We start from the raw sequence: 18,087 nt of genomic DNA on the forward strand, positions 1-18,087 counted from the left end.
AATGAATTCCTAGGAGATTGACCATGGGTGGTTTCAGCCTTGTGCATTGGCTCATTTTCGGCGTTATCGCCATCCTCGTGCTGGGCGGCGGTCGCTTTTCCAGCATGATGGGCGACGTCGCCAAGGGCATCAAACAGTTCAAGAAGGGCATGGCCGAAGAGGACGAGCCCGGTCGCGAGCCGAGCCGGATCGAAGCGAAGGCGGCGGCTGACCCCGTTTTCGACCGTGACGGCAACCGCGTGCGCGACCGCGAAGCCTGATCTCGGGCCGGTAGTCGCATGTTCGACGTCTCCTCGTCCGAGGTGATCATTCTCGGGGTCGTGGCCTTGCTGGTCATCCCGCCCAAGGACCTGCCCAAGGCGATGCGATCCGCAGGCTATTGGGTAGGGCGGGTGCGCGGGATTGCGACGCAGTTCCGGTCGGGCTTCGATTCGATGGTCCGCGAGGCGGAGCTGCACGAGATGGAAAAGAAGTGGGCGGCGGAGAATGAGCGCATCATGCGCGAGCATCCGCCGACCCCGGTCCAGATGCTGCCGTCCGCCGATTCGGTCCCGAACGGGGGGGATGGCGAGGCGGAGCCGCATATGGTGGCGCAGCCGGTGGTGCAGCCAGCGCACGAGGTTGCCGGACCGGTACAGCCCGAAGCGCCGACCGGTGAGCCACCGGTCCCGGTGAACCCGCATCCTGCCGAGGAACCCGCAGCGGTGGCGAAGCACGGCGACGAGACGTCGCCCCGGACGGTGCAATCATGAACGCGCCAACCGACGACCTCGAAGCGAGCCGCGCGCCGCTGCTGGATCATCTGATCGAGCTTCGGCGACGGCTGTTCTATTGCCTCGCCACCGTGTTCGTCGCGGTGATCGTGACATATGTGTTCTCGCGCGACATCTTCACGATCCTGGTGCAGCCGCTGCTCAAGGCGGGGCAGACGCGGATCGTTACGATCGGGGTGTTCGACGGGTTCTTCGTTCAGCTGAAAATCGCGCTGTTTGCGGCGGTAATGATCTCGTTCCCGGTGATTGCGAACCAATTGTGGGGTTTCGTCGCGCCGGGATTGTACCGCAAGGAAAAGAAGGCGTTGCTCCCGTTCCTGATCGCGACGCCGGTGCTGTTCGCGATGGGCGCGTCGATGGCGTATTTCCTTGCCGTTCCCGCCGCGTTGCACTTCCTGCTGAGCTTCCAGGGCAATCTTGGCGGGGTCGAGCAGGAGGCGCTGACGTCGGTCGCGAGTTACCTCGACTTCATCATGCAATTCCTGTTCGGGTTCGGGATCGCGTTCCTGATGCCGGTGGTGCTGATGATCGTTGAGCGGGCCGGACTGGTCACGCGCAAGCAGCTGATCGGTGCGCGGCGGTATGCGATCGTCGGATGCTTCGCGCTGGCGCTCGTGCTCGCGCCGCCAGATGCGGGGTCGATGATCATGCTCGCGGTGCCGTTGGTGCTGTTGTACGAACTGGCGCTGATTGCGATCTGGTTTTCCGAACGCGGTCGGACCAAGGCCGCAGGGACCGATCTGGTCGAGAGCTGAGGCCTAGCGCCAAACCCCGTACGGCAGGCATGAAAAAGGCCGCCTCTGCAGTGCAGGGGCGGCCTTTTCCGTTCCAGCGTTTCCGGTCTTACTTCGACTTGTCAGCCGTCTTCTCGACCGTGCTGCCTGCCGACTTCACGTCCTTGCCGACACCTTCGACGGTGTTGCAGGCGCTGACCAGCACGGCGCTGGCGATGAGGGCGAGACTAAGAACCTTACGCATGGGAATCTCCTTCGAATGACGAGCATCGCGCCTGAGCGAAATGCCTGCATGCGGAATGATCGACAAAGACCTTCGTTCCACCTGCCGAACATATTCGGTCGGGACGGGTCAGTGATGATGATTTTGGGGGAATTGGGCCCGGACGCACCACCGGGGGGGGAGGGGGTAGGTGCGACCGGGCCCATGTTGTGGATAGCGAGAGCGGGGGGGCATAAATTCGCTATCCGAATATCAGAACGGGTATTTGGCGATCTGGTTCCCGGGAAAATGTCGCGAACCGGAAAATTCCGTTTCCCGCGGTTCGATCAGTCGCGACCCGTGATCGCGACCGAGATTTCGTAGGCGCCGACCAGGGGATCGTAGTGCAGCTTGGACCGCAACTGGCGCGACAGGCCCTCGATCACGCGGCCATAGCGTTCGGTCACCAGCGTGCGCATCGTATCGCCATCCGCCAGCGAGGGAGAGTTGATCCGGAGGAGCGCGCGCTGTTCAGAGGGATCGGGCGATATCGAGATCCGCACCTGCGTCGTGGGCGCGACCGTAATCGCCAGTTCGACGATCTCGGTAATCAGGAACGCGATGGCGATAGAAATGTCCTGATTGGCGAGGAACGGCGCGATATCGAGCGCGATGCTGAGCTGCGCACCCTCGGGCGCGGTTGCGCGGATGTTGGCGGCGAGTTCGCCGATCACCGATCGCAGTTGGAGGCCGCGGTTTTCCTCAATCTCCGCGAAGTGGTTGCGGTGGACGACGGCGAGCGCGTCGACGCGGCGCTGGATCGACGCATAGGCATGCGCGGCCTCGCGACTGCGCGCGGCGCGGGCGTGGAAGTTGATGAGGCTTGAGATGACCTGCAGGTTGTTCTTCACGCGGTGGTGGACTTCGCGCGTCAGCCGGGTCTGGCGGACCAGTCCCTCCGCAAGTCCGGCCTCATGTTCCGCGACGGTGCGGCTGATCGCCTGGAACGTTTCTCCCAGCTCGCGGATCTCCTGCGCGGGCAGGGCGCGCATCATCCCGGGATCGATTTCCTCCCCGGGGACGAACGAGGCGACGCGGGTGCGCAACTGGCGAAGCGATCGAATCAACAGGCGATCGACCACGAACCAGCCGATTCCGGCAGCGGCCGCCCACATCACGATCGGCAGGATCAGCGCGATCAGAACGGGGGACGTGATCGGTGCCGTCGGCGTGCGGGTGACCAACGCGATGTCGTCGACCCCGATCGGCATCGACAGCGCCGTCCGTCGCTCCAGCGGATTTTCACGCGGGAGGCGTTGGAGCGTCAGCGTCCGGCGATCGAGCACCAGCTCCGCTTCATAGGCCTGCGCATATCCGGTCGGCGTGGCCACGGCTTCGAGCACGGCCGCCGGGAAGTACGCCGTCGCCCGTGTTCGCCCCGAAGCGCTCGTCGTCGACAGGGTCAGCCCCTGGCCCTCGTGGATACGCGCTGTGACGGGACCGTCCATGCTTGGCGGTGCGGACTGAGTCTTGATCGGGAGCGGGGCGCCACAGATGATCTGTCCGCGGGCATCGGTGATGGCGAACCGCGTACCGACCGCAAGCTGTGGGGCGAACACGCCCTGTGCCCGCGCGCAGCTAGGTGCGTCCGCGGGGTCGGCCTCCAGCGCGTTCAGCGAAACCCGCAGTGCCGTCATGTCGCCGATCAGTTCGATCGCGAGTTTGCGCGCGCTTTCGGTCGTCGTCAGCCGCATCTGCGCGCGGGTCGCCTCATCAGCAAGCTCCGCCGTGCGCAGCGTCGCGAAGAAAGCGATGATTGCGAGCGGTAACAACGCCGCGCTCAGGATGAGAAAGACTTTCGCGCCCGTCGGGACGCGGTCTAATTGTCGGCCAGTCCGCGCGGGGATGGCATCGCCCGCGGTATCGCTCACCGCAGGCTCAGTCTAATTTGCCAAGGAGGTCGAGCATTTCCGACGGGATGTTCTCCTCGACGGTCTGCTGGTACACCGAGCGCAGCGCCGCGCCCATGTCGCGATCCTTGCTTTGAACCCGTGCGCCCGGAGTCGAGCCCCCGGTCTTCCGCGCCACGGCCGCTTCCGGTTTTTTCGATGATTCGTCGCCCGAACGCAAAGCCGTCCCCCTGAGATCCGGATGACCGGATAGAGTCAAAATGCTGCCGTAACAATCCGGCACGAAGCCCCGCTGCATAAAGAATGCAAGGGGACCGATTGGGACATGAAACCAAATAGCGGTTCGATAGTTCCACCTTAGATGCGAATTTCCGCTCCGAAAGTTCGGGGCAAGGAAAACGCGTTGCATCTGCCGGGGGGCGCTATCACAAGACCACCCGACCTGACCCATCACGGAGACCCCGACAGCCATGTCGCTTGGACAGCAGCTCGCCCCACATCTTCCCTTCCTTCGTCGCTACGGCCGCGCCCTGACGGGGAGCCAGACGCATGGCGACCGTTATGTTCGCGCTACCTTGGAGGCAATCGTCGCCGCACCCGAGGAGTTTCCGCGGGACGTCGATCCGCGGCTCGGTCTGTACCGCATGTTTCATGCGATCTGGACGTCGACCAACTACGACGAAACGCCCGAGAACATGAGCGCGAGCGATGGTGACGGGCAGGAAGCGATCGCGCGTGCGCGGCTTGCCCGGATGACGCCGCTGTCGCGTCAGGCGCTGTTGCTGACCGCGATGGAGGGTTTCACGCCCGAGGACGCGGCGTATCTCATCGAAGTCGAGCCGGAGGAAGTCGACACGCTCGTCGCCGAAGCGCTGACCGAGATCGAGAAGCAGACCCGTGCGCGCGTCCTGATCATCGAGGACGAGCCGATCATCGCGATGGATATCGAAACCATCGTGCGTGATCTGGGGCATGACGTGACCGGTGTCGCGGTCACGCGCGACGAAGCGGTCGCGCTCGCGATGGAGGATCGTCCGGGTCTGGTCCTTGCGGACATTCAGCTCGCCGACGACAGTTCGGGGATCGACGCAGTCAAGGACATCCTGGCCGAGTTCGAAGTGCCCGTGATCTTTATCACGGCCTTCCCGGAGCGTCTGCTGACGGGCGAACGCCCCGAGCCGACCTTCCTCATCACCAAGCCGTTCCAGCGGTCCACGGTCAAGGCTGCGATCGCCCAGGCGTTGTTCTTCGACCAGACGACGGTTCCCGCGATCTGAACCCCCGCCGCGATGGGTTCCTGCCTAGCGGTGGGAACCCATCGCAGGGTCCGGGTGTTGGGTTCCATACGATACGGATTCACAACGAAACGGGGCTTGCATGGCGGACAGGGAAGAAATCCACGTCGACCGGGACAACGCGCGAGCGGGTTCTACCCCGCATGTTACCCGTTACGTCCTCGGCATATCGCTTGCGCTCGTAATTATTTTATTCGCTGTGATACTGCTGGTTTTCAATCGCTAACGTTTAGTTGCTACCATGGCGTTCCGCAGGTCCGGTGATGGACTTTGCGGAGGGCCATACCCATGTGTGGTGCATGACGCCACGAGACAGGATTTCATGACCGACGCGATCGATCAGGACGATATTCAGGACGACGTTCCCGTTGTGGAGCACGTCGCGCTCTCGGATCCAGAGTTCAAGAAGGAGTTGGCGCAGGTTATCCCGCACCTGCGCGCCTTCGGGCGTTCGCTATCGGGCAACCGCGATCTTGCGGATGATCTGGTCCAGGAGACGCTGATGAAGGCGTGGGCGGCGCGTCAGCGCTTCCAGGCCGGCACGAACATGCGGGCATGGACGTTCATCATCCTGCGCAACCTGTATCTTTCGCAAATGCGGCGGGCCCGCTTCAAGGGCGAGTGGGATGATCTCGTTGCCGATCGGATCCTCGCTGCACCGGCCAGCCAGGACAAGCACGTCGAACTCGGTGACATGCAGCGCGCGTTGTTGCATCTCCCGCAGCCGCAACGCGAAGCGCTGATCCTGGTCGGCGCGGGGCGGCTTTGCCTATGAGGAAGCGGCAGAGATTTGCGGTGTTGCCGTTGGGACGATCAAGAGCCGTGTCGCGCGTGGCCGTGTCGCGCTAGAGGCCGTGATGGGCGACAACAGCCTTCCGTCGCGGCGCACGCACCGCAACGAACCTGGCATGAGTGCGCTCGACACGATCATGGGAGAAGTCGACGATCTCAGTCGGGATCGTCGCTGAACCCCTGTTGGGATGCGCCGAAAGACACCGGCTCGATAGTGTCCAGCGCCATCACAAGATTGGTGAACATGCCGGTCGGTTCCACGCGGCAAGGGTAAGCGCGCGACAAAGCCTTTGCCAAGACATCGCAAGGCCTTGGCGCGGCAACCAGGAATGCGGTTTCCGCACCTCGTTCCATGTTCGTGGTCAATTGCTGTGCCATGGCGCTATAACGACCGAAGCTGCGTATCGTTGCTCGACGTTGCACGGCAAATTCGGACAGCGTTTCGGGATCGCCGCTTTTTATGACATCTTATCCGTCAGTTGCTCTTGCCGCGGACCGTGCGCGGCGGGAGTCTCCGTTCCTGGCGCTGTTACTGGACCGGGAGCCCGAACTTGCGCAGGCGTTTGCGTCCGGAACGCTGCCGCCGATGGACGGCCTCACCACCGATGCCCCCGACGACAGCGTTGCCCGCAGCCTGCGGTTGGCGCGCCGTCGGCTTGCCCTTCGCGTAGCCATCGGTGATCTTGCCGGGATCGACGATCTCTCCACGGTGACGCATGCGCTCTCGGATTTCGCGGATCATGCGCTCGACACTGCGATCAGGACCGCGATCGTCGAGCGGACGCCCGATGCCGCGCCCATGGGGTTTGCCGCGATCGCGCTGGGGAAACAGGGCAGTCGGGAGCTCAACTATTCGTCGGACATCGATCCGATCCTGATCTTCGATCCGGAAACCCTCCCATGTCGGCGCGGCGAGGCGCCCGAAACCGGAGCGGTGCGGATCGCGCGGCGTGTGGTCGAACTGCTCCAGACTCGTGACGGCGACGGCTATGTCCTGCGCGTCGATTTGCGGCTTCGGCCGTCTCCGGAGGTGACGCCGATCGCGCTTTCGGTCGATGCGGCGATTTCCTATTACGAGTCGCTTGCCTTGCCGTGGGAGCGTGCGGCGTTCATCCGGGCGCGCGCGGCCGCAGGGGATCGCGTGCTCGGGGATCGTTTCCTCTCGGCGATCGCGCCGTTCATCTGGCGGCGCGCGCTCGATTTTGGCGCGATCGGAGAAATTCGCGGGATCTCGCGCCGGATTCGCGATCATTACAGCCAGGGCCAGGCGTTCGGGCCGGGGTTCGACCTCAAGCGCGGGCGGGGGGGGATTCGCGAAGTCGAATTCTTTGCGCAGATCCATCAGTTGATTCACGGCGGGCGCGACCCCGCGCTGCGCGTTCCCGCGACGCGGGATGCGCTTGCCGCGCTGGCGGCGGCGGGGTGGGTCGACCCCGCCGAGGCGGAAGCGTTGAGCGCCGCCTACACGCTGTTCCGCACGATCGAGCATCGCGTCCAGATGATCGAAGATCGCCAGACGCATCAATTGCCGAGCGGTCCGGCATTGGACGGGTTGGCACGGCTGCACGGCATGGCGGACGGGGCAGCGCTGCTGACGGTGCTGCAACCCCACGTCGCCGCCACCGCGCATGCCTATGATGGGCTCGATCCCGATACCGACGGAGCCTTGTCGTTCGATGGTACCGCGATGGCGGCGCAGCTTGCCGAAGCCGGGTTCGGCGACACGACGACCGCGGTGCAGCGGATCGAGCAATGGCGCAGCGGCAGCTATCCGGCGCTGCGCAGCCCCGCCGCGCGCGCCGCGCTGGAAGCGGTGTTGCCCGCGCTGATCACGGCACTGGGGCGGTCTCCGGATCCGCATGGCGCGATCATTCGGCTCGACCGGATGTTGGGGCGGTTGACCAGCGCGGTCAATTTCTTCCGCTTGCTCGAGGCGCGTCCGGCCTTGGCGCGGTTGCTTGGGCTGATCCTCAGCCATGCGGTCACGCTGGCGGAGGATCTGGCGGGACGCCCCGAACTGTTCGACGGGCTGATCGATTCGAGCGCGCTGGATCCGGTTGGCGATGTCGCGGCGCTGATGCGCGAAATGCAGGGCGGGCCGGATTATCAGGCGGTGCTGGATCACGTCCGCCGCGTGGTCGGCGAGAAGCGCTTTGCGCTGGGAACGCAGATCGTCGCGGGCGTATCGGATCCGCTCGACGTTTCCGCCGGTTATGCGCGGGTTGCGGAGGCCGCGATCGGCGTTCTGGCGCACGCGACGATCGCCGAATTCATGCTGGCGCACGGCGAGGTCCCGGGGAGCGAGCTCGTCATCCTGGCGCTTGGGCGGCTTGGCGGTGGGGCGCTGACCCATGCGTCCGATCTGGATCTCATCTATCTGTTTACCGGGGACTATCTTGCCGAGTCGAACGGTCGAAAGCCGCTTGGTGCGGTGCTGTATTACAACCGCCTTGCGCAGCGGCTGACCGCGGCCTTGTCGGTGCCGACCGCTTCGGGGCCATTGTACGAGATCGACACCCGATTGCGGCCCTCGGGGACGCAGGGGCCGCTGACCGTATCGCTCGATGGTTTTGCGCAATATCAGCGCGAACAGGCGTGGACCTGGGAGCATATGGCGCTGACGCGCGCGCGCCCGGTGTACGGATCGAGCGCGGCGCGCGCGGCGGTCAAGGCGATCATTCACGGCGTTTTGCGCGGCGACCGTCCGGAGCGCGACATCCTGGCGGATGCGCGGGAGATGCGGCGCGAGATGGCGCGGCACAAGCCGCCGCTCGGTCCGCTCGATGCCAAGCTGCTGCCGGGGGGGCTCGTCGATCTCGAGTTCGCGGTCCATATGGTCCAACTGACCCAGCGGATCGGACTCGAGCCCAATCTCAAGCTGGCGATCGCGGGGCTGATCTCGGCGGGTGCCGCACCCGAGACGATAGCGCAGGCGTATCCGGTGCTGGCACGGCTGCTCGTCACCTTGCGGTTGGTGGCGCCGACGGCGGAGCATCCCGGACCCGCGACTCAGGCGCTGATCGCGCAGGCGCTGCGGATGGACGATTGGGACCATGTCGTTGCATCGCTCGAGACGACGCGGCAGAACGTCGCGGCGTGGTTGGCGACGGTCGAAGGAAGTGACGGATGACGGATTTGGTCGAAGGCGCAGCGCTCCCGGCGATCGATCTGGCGGGGCCTGACGGCGGCCGGATCGATCTGCAAACGTACCGCGGCCGTCCGTTGGTGGTGTATTTCTACCCCAAGGACGACACCGCCGGCTGCACCCGCGAAGCGCAGGATTTCAGCGCGGTTTACGCCGAATTGCAGGCGCTTGGCGTCGAATTGCTCGGCGTTTCGCGCGATACACCCGAGAAACACCGCAAGTTCGCGGCGAAATACGACCTTACCGTCCCGCTGGCGTCCGCCGACACGGACGCGGCGCTGGAAGCGTTCGGGGTTTGGGTCGAGAAAAAGCTGTACGGCAAAACCTATATGGGCATCGACCGATCGACCTTCCTGTTCGATGCGGGCGGGACGCTCGTTCGGGTCTGGCGGAAGGTTCGCGTGCCGGGTCATGTCGACGCGGTCGTCACCGCCGCACGCGCGCTTTCCTGACGATTCGTTTGGTTAACGCTGCGGTTTGCGCACGTTTCAACGGCTCGCCGTAACGGACAGCCGGTTGGGCGCGAGAAGCGGCTGCGCGACTTGCCGCATTAAGGAAAGTTCCGTCAAACCAGCATCAGCCAGTTTTAGGGGGCTAGAACAGGTCGAATAAGCGCGAGTGCCGGGCTCTCCGGCAAGCGCACATGGTCGTCGGGGTTCAATGAAAACGCACATCTTCTCGATCGCCGCCGCATCGCGCCTTGCCTCGCGTGTCGGTGCCTATTTCAAGACTCGCGATTTCATCCTCCATGATGGCCGCAGCCAGAAGCGCTTCCGCGTCGGCGTGCGTGCCCAGGCGATGGCCGCGTCGGTCGTCGGTGTCAGCATTTGTTTCTCGGCCTATGGCGTCGCGCAGGCCGCCGTCGGCGCCGCGACGATGACCGGGATCGTCGCCACCCCCGAGGCTCCCGAAATCAAGGTCGCGCAGATGCGCCTGAGCGTCGCCCGGCTCCAGCGCGACATCGCGACGATCCGTGCCGCTGCCGAAGCGCACGCCGTCCGCGTCGATCAGCGGCAGGCGCTGCTGGTCGCAGCCGTCGGTGGCAAGGCCGACGTCGCTCTGTTGTCGCAGCCCACCCCGATCGTCGACGCGAAGGCGGATGCGATCGCCGCGGATGTCGTTGCCCCGCTCAAGAAGATCGAGGCGCAGCAACTTGCCGCCGCCGGCGACGTCCGCCGCGTGGCGAACCAGCGGCTGTCGCGCACCGTCGCGCATCTTCGCACGCTGGGCATCGCGCCCGAGCGGCTGGTCAAGCGTCAGGTCGTGGCAACGGGTGGTCCGTTCGAGGCCGCGAGTAGCTCGGCCGCCGAAGCGGATCTGCGCGCCGACACGCAGTTCCGGTCGCTGTTCATGACGTGGAAGAAGCTCGATACGCTCCAGCAGGGGACGATCGCGATTCCGTCGGCCCAGCCGGTCGAGCATCTCGCCTACACCAGCAATTACGGGATCCGGTCCGATCCATTCCGCGGCACCGCCGCGATGCATGCCGGTGTCGACATCCCCGGCCCGATGGGCACGCCGGTCTATGCCACCGCCGATGGTGTGGTCGATCGCGCCGAGCGCGCGGGCGGTTACGGCAATCTCGTCGAGCTCGATCATGGCAAGGGTATCCAGACGCGCTACGGCCATCTGTCGAAGATCCTCGTCGAAGCAGGCACGCGGGTTCACCGTGGCCAGCTGATCGCGCTGCTGGGGTCGACCGGCCGCTCGACCGGGCCGCATCTGCATTATGAAGTGCGGATCGACGGTCATGCGGTCAATCCGGTGCCGTTCCTGCAGACTGCCGATTACCTGGTGGCGGCGCAGGACAAGTCGATCCACGCCATCCCGGTTTCGGTTGGCGGCCCGGCAGCGGCAGACGCGGCAGACTGAGCCTGCGCTGATGGCGGAGCGGTTGCCGTTGAGGTCGCAAGCGCTTATCTTCCAGTAATGGCCACCATCCTCGCTCCCGATATCGCGCTCACCCCGTCCGCTGCGGCGCGCGTCGCCACTATCGCGGCGAAACAGGGAAAGCCCGCGATCCTGCGCCTCGCCGTCGATGGCGGCGGATGTTCGGGTTTCCAATATCGATTCGGCTTTGCGGATTCGGTCGAGAGCGATGACACGGTTGCGGAACTGGACGGCGTCCGGCTCGTGGTCGATTCGGTCAGCCTCGATCTGGTTCGGGGGGCAGCGGTCGATTATGTCGAGGATCTCGGCGGCGCGGCGTTTCGCGTGACCAACCCGAATGCGGCCTCCGGTTGCGGTTGCGGTTCCAGCTTCTCGGTGTAACGTCCGCCCCGACCAACAGGGGCCTGCAGCGTGAAGATCGTCACCTACAATATCAACGGGATCAAGGCGCGGCTTCCGCGCTTGCTCGAATATCTTGCCGAAGAGCAGCCCGACGTGGTGTGCCTGCAGGAACTCAAGACCAGCGACGAGACCTTCCCCGAGGCGGACATCCGCGCGGCAGGTTACGGCGTGGTGTGGCATGGGCAGAAGAGCTGGAACGGCGTCGCGGTCCTTGCGCGCGGCAGTGACCCGGTGGAGCGGCAACGCGGGCTCGACGGAGAACCCGAGGACGAGCACAGCCGCTATCTCGAGGTCGAGATCGGTGACCTGATCGTCGCGTCGATCTATTTGCCCAACGGCAATCCGCGGCCTGGCCCGAAGTTCGATTACAAACTCCGCTGGATCGAACGGCTTGCCGCGCGGGCGCACGTGCTGCTGGGGGAGGAGCGCGCGGTGGTGCTGGCGGGGGATTACAACGTCATCCCCAATGACGACGATACCTATTCGGTGCGCGCGATGCAGGAAGACGCGCTGATGCAGCCTGAAAGCCGCGGCGGTTTCCGCGCGCTGGTCGCGCAAGGGTGGACCGATGCGCTGCGGACCCGGCATCCAGGCGGGGGAACATGGACCTTCTGGGACTATCAGGCCGGCGCGTGGCAGCGCGACGCAGGGTTCCGGATCGACCATCTGCTGCTGAGCCCGATCGCGGCGGACCGGCTGATCGACGCCGGGGTCGACAAGGCCTATCGCGGGCGGGAGAAAGCAAGCGACCATGCGCCGACCTGGGTGACGCTCAGGGCCGCTTCGTGACCACCGCACGGGGCGCGCTTCTGGCGGTCCTGGCGAGTGGTGCTGCATCGTTGCTGGCGACTCCGGCGCAGGCCGAAGACCGCGAATATTGCCCGCAGCGCCCCGGTCTGGGGACGCCAGCGTGTACGATCGCGCCGGGACGGATTTCGGTGGAAACCGCGCTGACCGACTGGACGCTCGACACATCCCCGGAGGAGCGGAGCGACGTGATCGAGGCGGGCGAAACGATCGTGCGGATCGGCGTGAGCAATGGAATCGAAGCGCAAGTCGGCTTTACCCCATTCGGACGGTCGCGGAAACGCGACACGGCGACCGGCGACATCGCGGTCGTCTCGGGCGTCGGCGACGTGCAATTGGGGGTAAAGGCCAATTTGATGAATCCCGATGGCGACGGTCTGTCGATCGCGGTCGAGCCGTTCGTCACGCTGCCGACCGGGCGGCACGACGTCGGCGCGGGGGATTGGGGGGCGGGGTTCGTCGTGCCGGTCAACTATGACCTGAGTGACACGGTCAATCTGGAGGTGACGAGCGAAGTCGACGCCGCGGTCAACGACAGCGGGTCGGGTCGGCATTTCGCCGCGCTGGAAGTGGTCGGCGTGCAGGTTGCGGTAACGCAGGCGCTCAACGCCATCGTTGAGGGCGCCGTGCGGCGGGATGACGACCCGAGCGGAAAGACGACCCAAGTCTACGCGTCGTCTGCGCTTGCGTGGCGGGTGAGCAATCATCTGCAGCTCGATCTGGGGGCGATCGCCGGGCTCAATGCGGCGGCGTCGCGGATCGAACTCTATTGGGGCATATCGCGCCGGTTCTGAGGGAGAGGGACGCTCGCCAAAAATTGGCGCATTTCTCCGATCCTTGGCGGATGTTCCGAAGTTCGGGACGGTGCGTTTCGGCTAACATATTGAATTTACGTCAATCAGGTGTATGGCACGGATAGTGCACTACCCCGTATATCGATGTCGCTTCCGGCTTCGATACACGGAGGATATCATGTTCAAAGTCGTAGCAATGCTCGTCACCGTCGGTTTCGTCTCTACTGGCCCGGCGTTCGCCCGCGAGCGGCCGAAGATGGACACGGTCGCGCTGGCGGCGGCCACCACGTCCGTTGCGCTGCCCGCCTCGGTCCCCGCCGAAGCTTCCGTCTCCGACCGTCAGCGCTATTGTATTCGCGAAGTACCGACCGGCACTCACATTCAGCAAACGATCTGCAAGACGCGTTCGGACTGGATGCAGGACGAAGGGTTCGATCCGACTGCCAAGCGATGACCGGCAGGAGGCCGGAGGCTGCGCTCGCCGGCGCGAGCCCAGCCGTCCGGCCGCGGTCACAGCGCCTTTTCGTACACCCAATAGCGCTTGTTGACGGTGCAGCCGATCGCGTCCGCAATCGAGTTCATCCCCTGATTGTCGTCCAGGATCCAGCCGATCTCGCCCCGCGTCGCGCCGTAATTGGCAACCGAGGCGCGCTTGATATATTCGATCATCATGAAGGCGAGCTGGCTCGCCATGCGGGAGGACTGGAGTTCCTTCAGCACGCCCATCAGCGGCACGCGCATCGTCTTCACCTTCGGCTTGCGCAGGAACAGCAGCAGCTTCGCCCAGCCGAACGGAAGCAGACTGCCCTTCAACGGCCCGATCGCCTCGTTGAGGTCGGGCAGGGTGATCATGAACGCGACCGGTCGGCCATCGACTTCGGCGATTCGGATCAGGTCGTTGAACACGATCGGCTTGAGCTTGACCCCGACGTCCTTGATTTCGGGCGGGGTGAGCGGGACGAAGCCCCAATTGTCCGACCATGCATCGTTGAGGATCGCGAGAATGATCGCGGCTTCCTCGTCGAACTTGGTCTTGTCGACTTCGCGTATCCGGATCCGCGGATTCTTCTCGCCGGACGAGATGATCCGTTGGAGGAGCGGCGGGAACGGGACGGTGATGTCGAGTTCGTAGGTCAGCAATTCCTTGACGCGGTGATACCCGGCGGATTCGATCCACGTGCGATATTCCGGCTTGGCGTGCCCCATCATGATCGTCGGCGGATGGTCATAGCCTTCGACCAGCAACCCCGGCTCTTCCCACACCGACATGCTAATCGGGCCGAGCACGCGAGTCATGCCCTGCCGGCGCAGCCATTCCTCCGCCGTGGCGATCAAGGCATGGCCGATTTCCATATCCTCGGCGTCGAACAGACCGAATTGCCCGCAGCCGGGACCGAAGCCTTGCAGCGGGCTCATCGTCAGCGCGACGCGTATCGATGTGCGCGGAGATCCGCCCGACCACGACCCCGTCGCGTTCCGCGAGGAACAGTTGCGCCTTGGCATGGCTGAACCAGCCGTTTTTCTCGGGCGTGATCAACCCCAGCGCTTCGCCCTTCAGCGGCGGGACCCAGTTCGGATCGTCCTTGTACAAGCGGAACGGCAAGTCGACGAACCGCTTGCGGTCGGCCTTGCTCGAGATCGGGCGGATGGCAATTGGGGAGTGGGCCATGGGCGGTCGCCTTGTCAGAGTTAATGCGCCCTCCCGCGCGCGCGCCGTCAAGTCAAGTCGTTGCACCTGCGGCAGATCCGCAGCCCCTGTTTTTGCCTAGTTATAGCCACTATCTTGGGCCAATGCCCACGACCATGACGCCATCTCTCTCCCTCGACCTTCGCGCGCACGATCGTACGCCGGACCATGCCCTGCCGCCGGTTCGGGTAAAACTGTCGGAGATTACCGACGACAAGGCGATGCTGCGCGCGGTGGTCGAACTGACGCGCGACCTGAACACGCCGAACCCGCGGATCTACTGGAGCGATCTCTTGTTGTCCGCCGCAGTCGGTTACGCCGGGCTTGCGGTCGCGATGACGGTGGGGTCGGTTGGCTGGGCGCTGTTCGCGGCGGTCGTGGCGATCCTGGGGCTCTACCGCGCGGGCATGTTCATCCACGAAGTGTCGCACATCAAGCACAGCGCGCTGCCGGGTTTCCGTCTGGGCTTCAACCTGGTCGTCGGGGTGCCGTTGCTGGTGCCGTCGTTCATGTATGAGGGCGTCCACAACCTGCATCATAACAAGACTCGCTACGGGACTGTCGAAGACCCGGAATATCTTCCGCTAGCGCATATGAAGCCGTGGACGCTTCCGCTGTTTCTGGTGTCGTCGATCCTGGCACCGGTCGCGTTGCTGTTCCGCTATGCCGTCCTGACGCCCGTGTCGCTGCTGTTCCCGCGGATGCGCGCGACGTTGATCGAACGCTATTCGTCGCTGGCGATCAACCCGCAGTTCCGTCGCCGGCAGCCCGAGGATGAAGCCGCGGTGCGGTGGCGCTGGCTCGAACTCGCGTGTAGCCTGTGGTCGATCACGCTGGTCGCTCTGGTCGTTTCGGGCGTGTTCCCGCTCGCTATGTTCGCGATCGCGCTCGGGGTTGCATCGGGCGTTTATGTCCTGAACCAGGTTCGGACCCTGGTGGCGCATCTGTGGGACAATGACGGGGAGACGATGACCGTCACTGCGCAATATCTCGACACGGTCAACGTCCCGCCGCCGGCGCTGCTGCCGGTGCTGTGGGCGCCGGTCGGCCTGCGCTATCATGCGCTGCATCATTTGCTGCCGAGCGTTCCGTATCACGCGCTGAACGAAGCGCATCACCGGCTGATCGCGACGCTCGCGCCCGATTCGCCGTATCACACGTCGAATTATGCGGGGCTGCCGGGTCTGGTCGCGCGGCTGGTGCGGAGCACGATGCTCCGCCGCTGAGCGACGCTATTCCTCGGTTCGGATCAGGACGGCCTCGCCGATCATGAAGAACAGCAGGAACGGCGCCCACGCCGCCAGGAATGGCGGGTAGGCGCCGATATTGCCCATTGCCAGCGCGAAGTTGTCCGCGACGAAGTACAGGAAGCCGAGCATCATCCCGATGACCGCGCGGATGAACAGCTTGCCCGAGCGCGCCAGCCCGAAGGCGGCGACCGCACCGAGCAGCGGCATCAGGATCGAGGACAGCGGCGCCGACAATTTGTGCCACATCGCGCCTTCCAGCGCCTTGGTCGGCCGGCCACCCGCACTCAGATCCGCGATCGCAGAGCGCAGCGCGCCGAACGACAGGCCGCCCGCATCGATCGTCGACAGTGTAAACTGATCGGGCCGGACGCCCTTGCCGACCACGATCGACGCAAGCGCCACCTTCTTGCCCGTCACCACATCGAACCGGGTTGCCGGCGTCATCCGCCACCCATTGCCTTCGTGAACCGCACTCTGGCCCGTCACGACCGCGATGAGCGACCCGTTGGTACGGTCGAACAATGTGACGTTGCTCAGCCGCGCCTTGTCGCCGGTGCCGCTGACGCGCTCGACCTGGATCAGGTCGTCGCCGTCGCGCACCCAGACGTTGGTCCGGTCGCCACGGTCGATCGGCATCGGTCCGTACGAGACTTTCTGCCACGCATCGAGCGTCGCGGTCGCGCGGCTGACGACTCGGTCGTTGAAGGTGAAGGAGATGATCGCGACGCCGAGGCTGGTGATGAGCAGCGGAGCGAGCACCTGATGCGCCGACAGGCCGGTCGCCTTGAGGGCGATGACTTCGCTGTTCTGGTTGAGCGTCGACAGCGTGATGATCGTCCCCAGCAGCACCGAGAACGGCAGGAACTGCGCGACGATCTCGGGAATGCGCAGCGTGAGATAATGCCAGATCTGCGGCTGGCCGTTGCCCGGCTGCGCCAGGATATGGCCCGATTCGGTCAACAGATCGAGCGCCTGGAGAATCAGCACGAGCATCGCCAGCACCGCGAAGGTGCGGACGAGGAACATTCGCCCCATGTAGATCGCGATCGTGCGCGACGGGAAAAGGTCGAGGTTCATGCGGCTTTCTCCCGGCGGCCGGGAAGGAGCTTGAGGATCGCCTTGCCGAGCTTGGCGAAGACGCGTTCGAGCGCGCCGATCGGTTGTCCCCCGGGGACGAACGCGACCGTATAGAACATCCACAGCGTCAGGCTGGCGAAGACCACGAACGGGACCCAGATCGCCACGAGCGGATCGATCTTGCCGAGCCCCCCGACCGCCTGCGCATATTCGTTCACCTTGTGATAGGCGACGATCATGATGATCGAGAGGAACACCCCCAGCGCCGAGGTCGAGCGTTTGGGCGGCACGCCGAGCGATATCGCGAGCAGCGGCAGCAGCAGGATCGTCAGCACTTCCGCCGTCCTGAAGTGAAACGCTGCGCGGCTGGTGTTGCGGAGCTGGCTGGGCGCGTCGCGATCCTGGCCGATGCGGGCGAGCTCAGGAAGCGTGCGTTCGAGGTTCTCGGCGCCGCGAACGCGGAAATTCTCGGTCTTGGGCAGCGGGATCGGGAGATCGAATACGGTGAAGCGCAGCACGCGCGGGGTCGGCACCTTGGCTTCGGTGCGGACCAGCGTGCCCTGGTCGAGCCGGAAGATGATCTCGTCGGGATTGTCGGTCGCAAAGAACTGCCCACCGGCGGCGGTGATCGCGATCGATCCGCCCTTCTTGTCGTCGCGGCGGAGGAAGATACCCGACAGGCGACGGCCCGATTCATGGCTCTGTTCGATCCGGAGCGTCATGTCGGTACCGAAATGCGTGAATTCGCCGACCTTGATCGACGCGCCGAGCGCGCCCGTGCGCAACTCGTAGCGGAGCTTTTCGTACGCGTAGCGCGCGTCGGGCTGGACGAAGCCGACGATCGCCAGGTTGATCGCCCCAAGCGCGATCGCATACATGTACGGCACCCGCAGCAACCGCGGATAGCTCATCCCGACCGCGCGCATCACGTCGAGCTCGGACGAGGTTGCGAGCTTGCGGAAGGCGAGCAGGATGCCGAGCATCAAGCCGATCGGGATGCCGAGCCCAAGATATTCGGGGAGCAGGTTGGCGAGCATCCGCCACACCACGCTGACCGGCCCGCCTTCGGTGGCGACGAAGTCGAACAACCGCAGCATCCGGTCGAGCACCAGCAGCATCGCGGAGATGATCAGCGTCGAGAACAGCGGCACCGCGATAAGCCGGGCCATGTAGCGGTCGATGGACTTCATGATGGCAGGAAAGGCGCCTCTGGCCCAGGCGGATGCCGGGCGTGATCCCGGCTATATCGCGGCACTTGCGGCGGAGCTACCCAATCCTTCGTACCCAGCCGTCGACTCGGGTCGTTTCGCCGGGAAACCATGGTTGCTG

At 64.7% G+C, this 18,087-nt stretch carries 18 protein-coding genes and 2 pseudogenes; 13 read left to right on the plus strand and 7 right to left on the minus strand.

What is annotated here, in order from left to right:
* Nucleotides 1-23 precede the first annotated feature (23 nt).
* The 3 genes from ABIC16_RS07010 to tatC are packed head-to-tail and all read left to right on the plus strand — an operon-like array spanning nucleotide 24 to nucleotide 1,528.
* On the plus strand, nucleotides 24-260 hold the full coding sequence (locus ABIC16_RS07010; RefSeq protein ID WP_010162721.1) for a twin-arginine translocase TatA/TatE family subunit: 237 nt from the start codon (nucleotides 24-26) through the stop codon (nucleotides 258-260).
* 18 nt (nucleotides 261-278) lie between these two features.
* The gene (locus ABIC16_RS07015; RefSeq protein WP_354290549.1) at nucleotides 279-752 is read left to right on the plus strand and encodes a twin-arginine translocase TatA/TatE family subunit; all 474 of its coding nucleotides are present in this window, start codon (nucleotides 279-281) and stop codon (nucleotides 750-752) included.
* The gene (gene tatC, locus ABIC16_RS07020; RefSeq protein WP_277968698.1) at nucleotides 749-1,528 is read left to right on the plus strand and encodes a twin-arginine translocase subunit TatC; all 780 of its coding nucleotides are present in this window, start codon (nucleotides 749-751) and stop codon (nucleotides 1,526-1,528) included. Before ABIC16_RS07015 ends, tatC begins: the two co-directional genes overlap by 4 nt.
* 88 nt (nucleotides 1,529-1,616) lie before the next feature.
* Here tatC and ABIC16_RS07025 read toward each other — a convergent pair whose 3' ends face one another.
* From ABIC16_RS07025 to ABIC16_RS07035, 3 genes are all read right to left on the minus strand, one after another.
* Nucleotides 1,617-1,751 carry an entericidin A/B family lipoprotein gene (locus ABIC16_RS07025; protein ID WP_277968699.1) on the minus strand — a complete coding sequence of 45 codons (135 nt, stop codon included), beginning with the start codon at nucleotides 1,749-1,751 and terminating at the stop codon, nucleotides 1,617-1,619.
* 305 nt (nucleotides 1,752-2,056) lie between these two features.
* A complete protein-coding gene (locus ABIC16_RS07030) occupies nucleotides 2,057-3,640 on the minus strand; it encodes a sensor histidine kinase (protein WP_354290550.1) in 1,584 nt (527 codons plus the stop codon).
* Between the two features lie 7 nt (nucleotides 3,641-3,647).
* Nucleotides 3,648-3,917: a NepR family anti-sigma factor gene (locus ABIC16_RS07035; protein ID WP_354290551.1), complete on the minus strand. Its 270-nt coding sequence runs from the start codon at nucleotides 3,915-3,917 to the stop codon at nucleotides 3,648-3,650.
* A 172-nt stretch (nucleotides 3,918-4,089) separates the two neighbouring features.
* Here ABIC16_RS07035 and ABIC16_RS07040 point away from each other — a divergent pair, with 172 nt between their 5' ends.
* Both ABIC16_RS07040 and ABIC16_RS07045 read left to right on the plus strand, forming a co-directional pair.
* The gene (locus tag ABIC16_RS07040; RefSeq protein ID WP_277968702.1) at nucleotides 4,090-4,896 is read left to right on the plus strand and encodes a response regulator; all 807 of its coding nucleotides are present in this window, start codon (nucleotides 4,090-4,092) and stop codon (nucleotides 4,894-4,896) included.
* A gap of 340 nt (nucleotides 4,897-5,236) precedes the next feature.
* Nucleotides 5,237-5,882, plus strand: a pseudogene (locus tag ABIC16_RS07045) (sigma-70 family RNA polymerase sigma factor).
* Here the strand turns inward: ABIC16_RS07045 and ABIC16_RS07050 are convergent.
* The gene (locus ABIC16_RS07050; protein ID WP_354290552.1) at nucleotides 5,863-6,084 is read right to left on the minus strand and encodes a hypothetical protein; all 222 of its coding nucleotides are present in this window, start codon (nucleotides 6,082-6,084) and stop codon (nucleotides 5,863-5,865) included. The pseudogene ABIC16_RS07045 and the gene ABIC16_RS07050 overlap by 20 nt on opposite strands.
* An 82-nt stretch (nucleotides 6,085-6,166) precedes the next feature.
* On the opposite strand from ABIC16_RS07050, the gene ABIC16_RS07055 reads away from it, so the two are divergent.
* From ABIC16_RS07055 to ABIC16_RS07085, 7 genes are all read left to right on the plus strand, one after another.
* Nucleotides 6,167-8,836, plus strand: a complete 2,670-nt coding sequence (locus ABIC16_RS07055) for a bifunctional [glutamine synthetase] adenylyltransferase/[glutamine synthetase]-adenylyl-L-tyrosine phosphorylase (protein WP_354290553.1) — start codon at nucleotides 6,167-6,169, stop codon at nucleotides 8,834-8,836.
* On the plus strand, nucleotides 8,833-9,303 hold the full coding sequence (locus tag ABIC16_RS07060) for a peroxiredoxin (RefSeq protein ID WP_354290554.1): 471 nt from the start codon (nucleotides 8,833-8,835) through the stop codon (nucleotides 9,301-9,303). The genes ABIC16_RS07055 and ABIC16_RS07060 overlap by 4 nt, the downstream gene beginning before the upstream one ends.
* Nucleotides 9,304-9,511: 208 nt before the next feature.
* Nucleotides 9,512-10,723 carry a M23 family metallopeptidase gene (locus tag ABIC16_RS07065; protein WP_354290555.1) on the plus strand — a complete coding sequence of 404 codons (1,212 nt, stop codon included), beginning with the start codon at nucleotides 9,512-9,514 and terminating at the stop codon, nucleotides 10,721-10,723.
* Between the two features lie 57 nt (nucleotides 10,724-10,780).
* The gene (gene erpA, locus ABIC16_RS07070; RefSeq protein ID WP_354290556.1) at nucleotides 10,781-11,122 is read left to right on the plus strand and encodes an iron-sulfur cluster insertion protein ErpA; all 342 of its coding nucleotides are present in this window, start codon (nucleotides 10,781-10,783) and stop codon (nucleotides 11,120-11,122) included.
* Between the two features lie 30 nt (nucleotides 11,123-11,152).
* Nucleotides 11,153-11,932 carry an exodeoxyribonuclease III gene (xth, locus tag ABIC16_RS07075; RefSeq protein WP_354290557.1) on the plus strand — a complete coding sequence of 260 codons (780 nt, stop codon included), beginning with the start codon at nucleotides 11,153-11,155 and terminating at the stop codon, nucleotides 11,930-11,932.
* A complete protein-coding gene (locus tag ABIC16_RS07080) occupies nucleotides 11,929-12,744 on the plus strand; it encodes a transporter (protein WP_354290558.1) in 816 nt (271 codons plus the stop codon). Before xth ends, ABIC16_RS07080 begins: the two co-directional genes overlap by 4 nt.
* Before the next feature lie 178 nt (nucleotides 12,745-12,922).
* Entirely contained in the window at nucleotides 12,923-13,198 is a 276-nt protein-coding gene (locus ABIC16_RS07085) for a hypothetical protein (protein ID WP_354290559.1), read from the plus strand.
* Nucleotides 13,199-13,254: 56 nt separating this feature from the next.
* Here the strand turns inward: ABIC16_RS07085 and ABIC16_RS07090 are convergent.
* A pseudogene (locus tag ABIC16_RS07090) lies at nucleotides 13,255-14,413 on the minus strand (GNAT family protein).
* Nucleotides 14,414-14,547: 134 nt separating this feature from the next.
* On the opposite strand from ABIC16_RS07090, the gene ABIC16_RS07095 reads away from it, so the two are divergent.
* A complete protein-coding gene (locus tag ABIC16_RS07095) occupies nucleotides 14,548-15,657 on the plus strand; it encodes a fatty acid desaturase family protein (RefSeq protein WP_354290560.1) in 1,110 nt (369 codons plus the stop codon).
* Nucleotides 15,658-15,663: 6 nt separating this feature from the next.
* On the opposite strand, the gene lptG is transcribed toward ABIC16_RS07095, so the two are convergent.
* A complete protein-coding gene (gene lptG, locus ABIC16_RS07100) occupies nucleotides 15,664-16,758 on the minus strand; it encodes an LPS export ABC transporter permease LptG (RefSeq protein ID WP_354290561.1) in 1,095 nt (364 codons plus the stop codon).
* Complete coding sequence (gene lptF, locus ABIC16_RS07105) at nucleotides 16,755-17,948, minus strand: LPS export ABC transporter permease LptF (protein WP_277968715.1); 1,194 nt, start codon at nucleotides 17,946-17,948, stop codon at nucleotides 16,755-16,757. Before lptF ends, lptG begins: the two co-directional genes overlap by 4 nt.
* Nucleotides 17,949-18,087: the final 139 nt, after the last annotated feature.

Source organism: Sphingomonas sp. PvP055 (genome assembly GCF_040546365.1).
GTDB classification, from domain to species: domain Bacteria; phylum Pseudomonadota; class Alphaproteobacteria; order Sphingomonadales; family Sphingomonadaceae; genus Sphingomonas; species Sphingomonas echinoides_A.

Coding starts and splice junctions, on each gene's coding strand:
- ABIC16_RS07065 (WP_354290555.1), top strand. CDS start 9,512: ATGAAAACGCACATCTTCTCGATCGCCGCCGCATCGCGCCTTGCCTCG.
- ABIC16_RS07040 (WP_277968702.1), top strand. CDS start 4,090: ATGTCGCTTGGACAGCAGCTCGCCCCACATCTTCCCTTCCTTCGTCGC.
- ABIC16_RS07085 (WP_354290559.1), top strand. CDS start 12,923: ATGTTCAAAGTCGTAGCAATGCTCGTCACCGTCGGTTTCGTCTCTACT.
- ABIC16_RS07025 (WP_277968699.1), bottom strand. CDS start 1,751: ATGCGTAAGGTTCTTAGTCTCGCCCTCATCGCCAGCGCCGTGCTGGTC.
- ABIC16_RS07050 (WP_354290552.1), bottom strand. CDS start 6,084: ATGGCACAGCAATTGACCACGAACATGGAACGAGGTGCGGAAACCGCA.
- ABIC16_RS07035 (WP_354290551.1), bottom strand. CDS start 3,917: ATGCAGCGGGGCTTCGTGCCGGATTGTTACGGCAGCATTTTGACTCTA.
- ABIC16_RS07095 (WP_354290560.1), top strand. CDS start 14,548: ATGACGCCATCTCTCTCCCTCGACCTTCGCGCGCACGATCGTACGCCG.
- lptF (WP_277968715.1), bottom strand. CDS start 17,948: ATGAAGTCCATCGACCGCTACATGGCCCGGCTTATCGCGGTGCCGCTG.
- tatC (WP_277968698.1), top strand. CDS start 749: ATGAACGCGCCAACCGACGACCTCGAAGCGAGCCGCGCGCCGCTGCTG.
- ABIC16_RS07010 (WP_010162721.1), top strand. CDS start 24: ATGGGTGGTTTCAGCCTTGTGCATTGGCTCATTTTCGGCGTTATCGCC.
- ABIC16_RS07055 (WP_354290553.1), top strand. CDS start 6,167: ATGACATCTTATCCGTCAGTTGCTCTTGCCGCGGACCGTGCGCGGCGG.
- ABIC16_RS07015 (WP_354290549.1), top strand. CDS start 279: ATGTTCGACGTCTCCTCGTCCGAGGTGATCATTCTCGGGGTCGTGGCC.
- erpA (WP_354290556.1), top strand. CDS start 10,781: ATGGCCACCATCCTCGCTCCCGATATCGCGCTCACCCCGTCCGCTGCG.
- lptG (WP_354290561.1), bottom strand. CDS start 16,758: ATGAACCTCGACCTTTTCCCGTCGCGCACGATCGCGATCTACATGGGG.
- ABIC16_RS07060 (WP_354290554.1), top strand. CDS start 8,833: ATGACGGATTTGGTCGAAGGCGCAGCGCTCCCGGCGATCGATCTGGCG.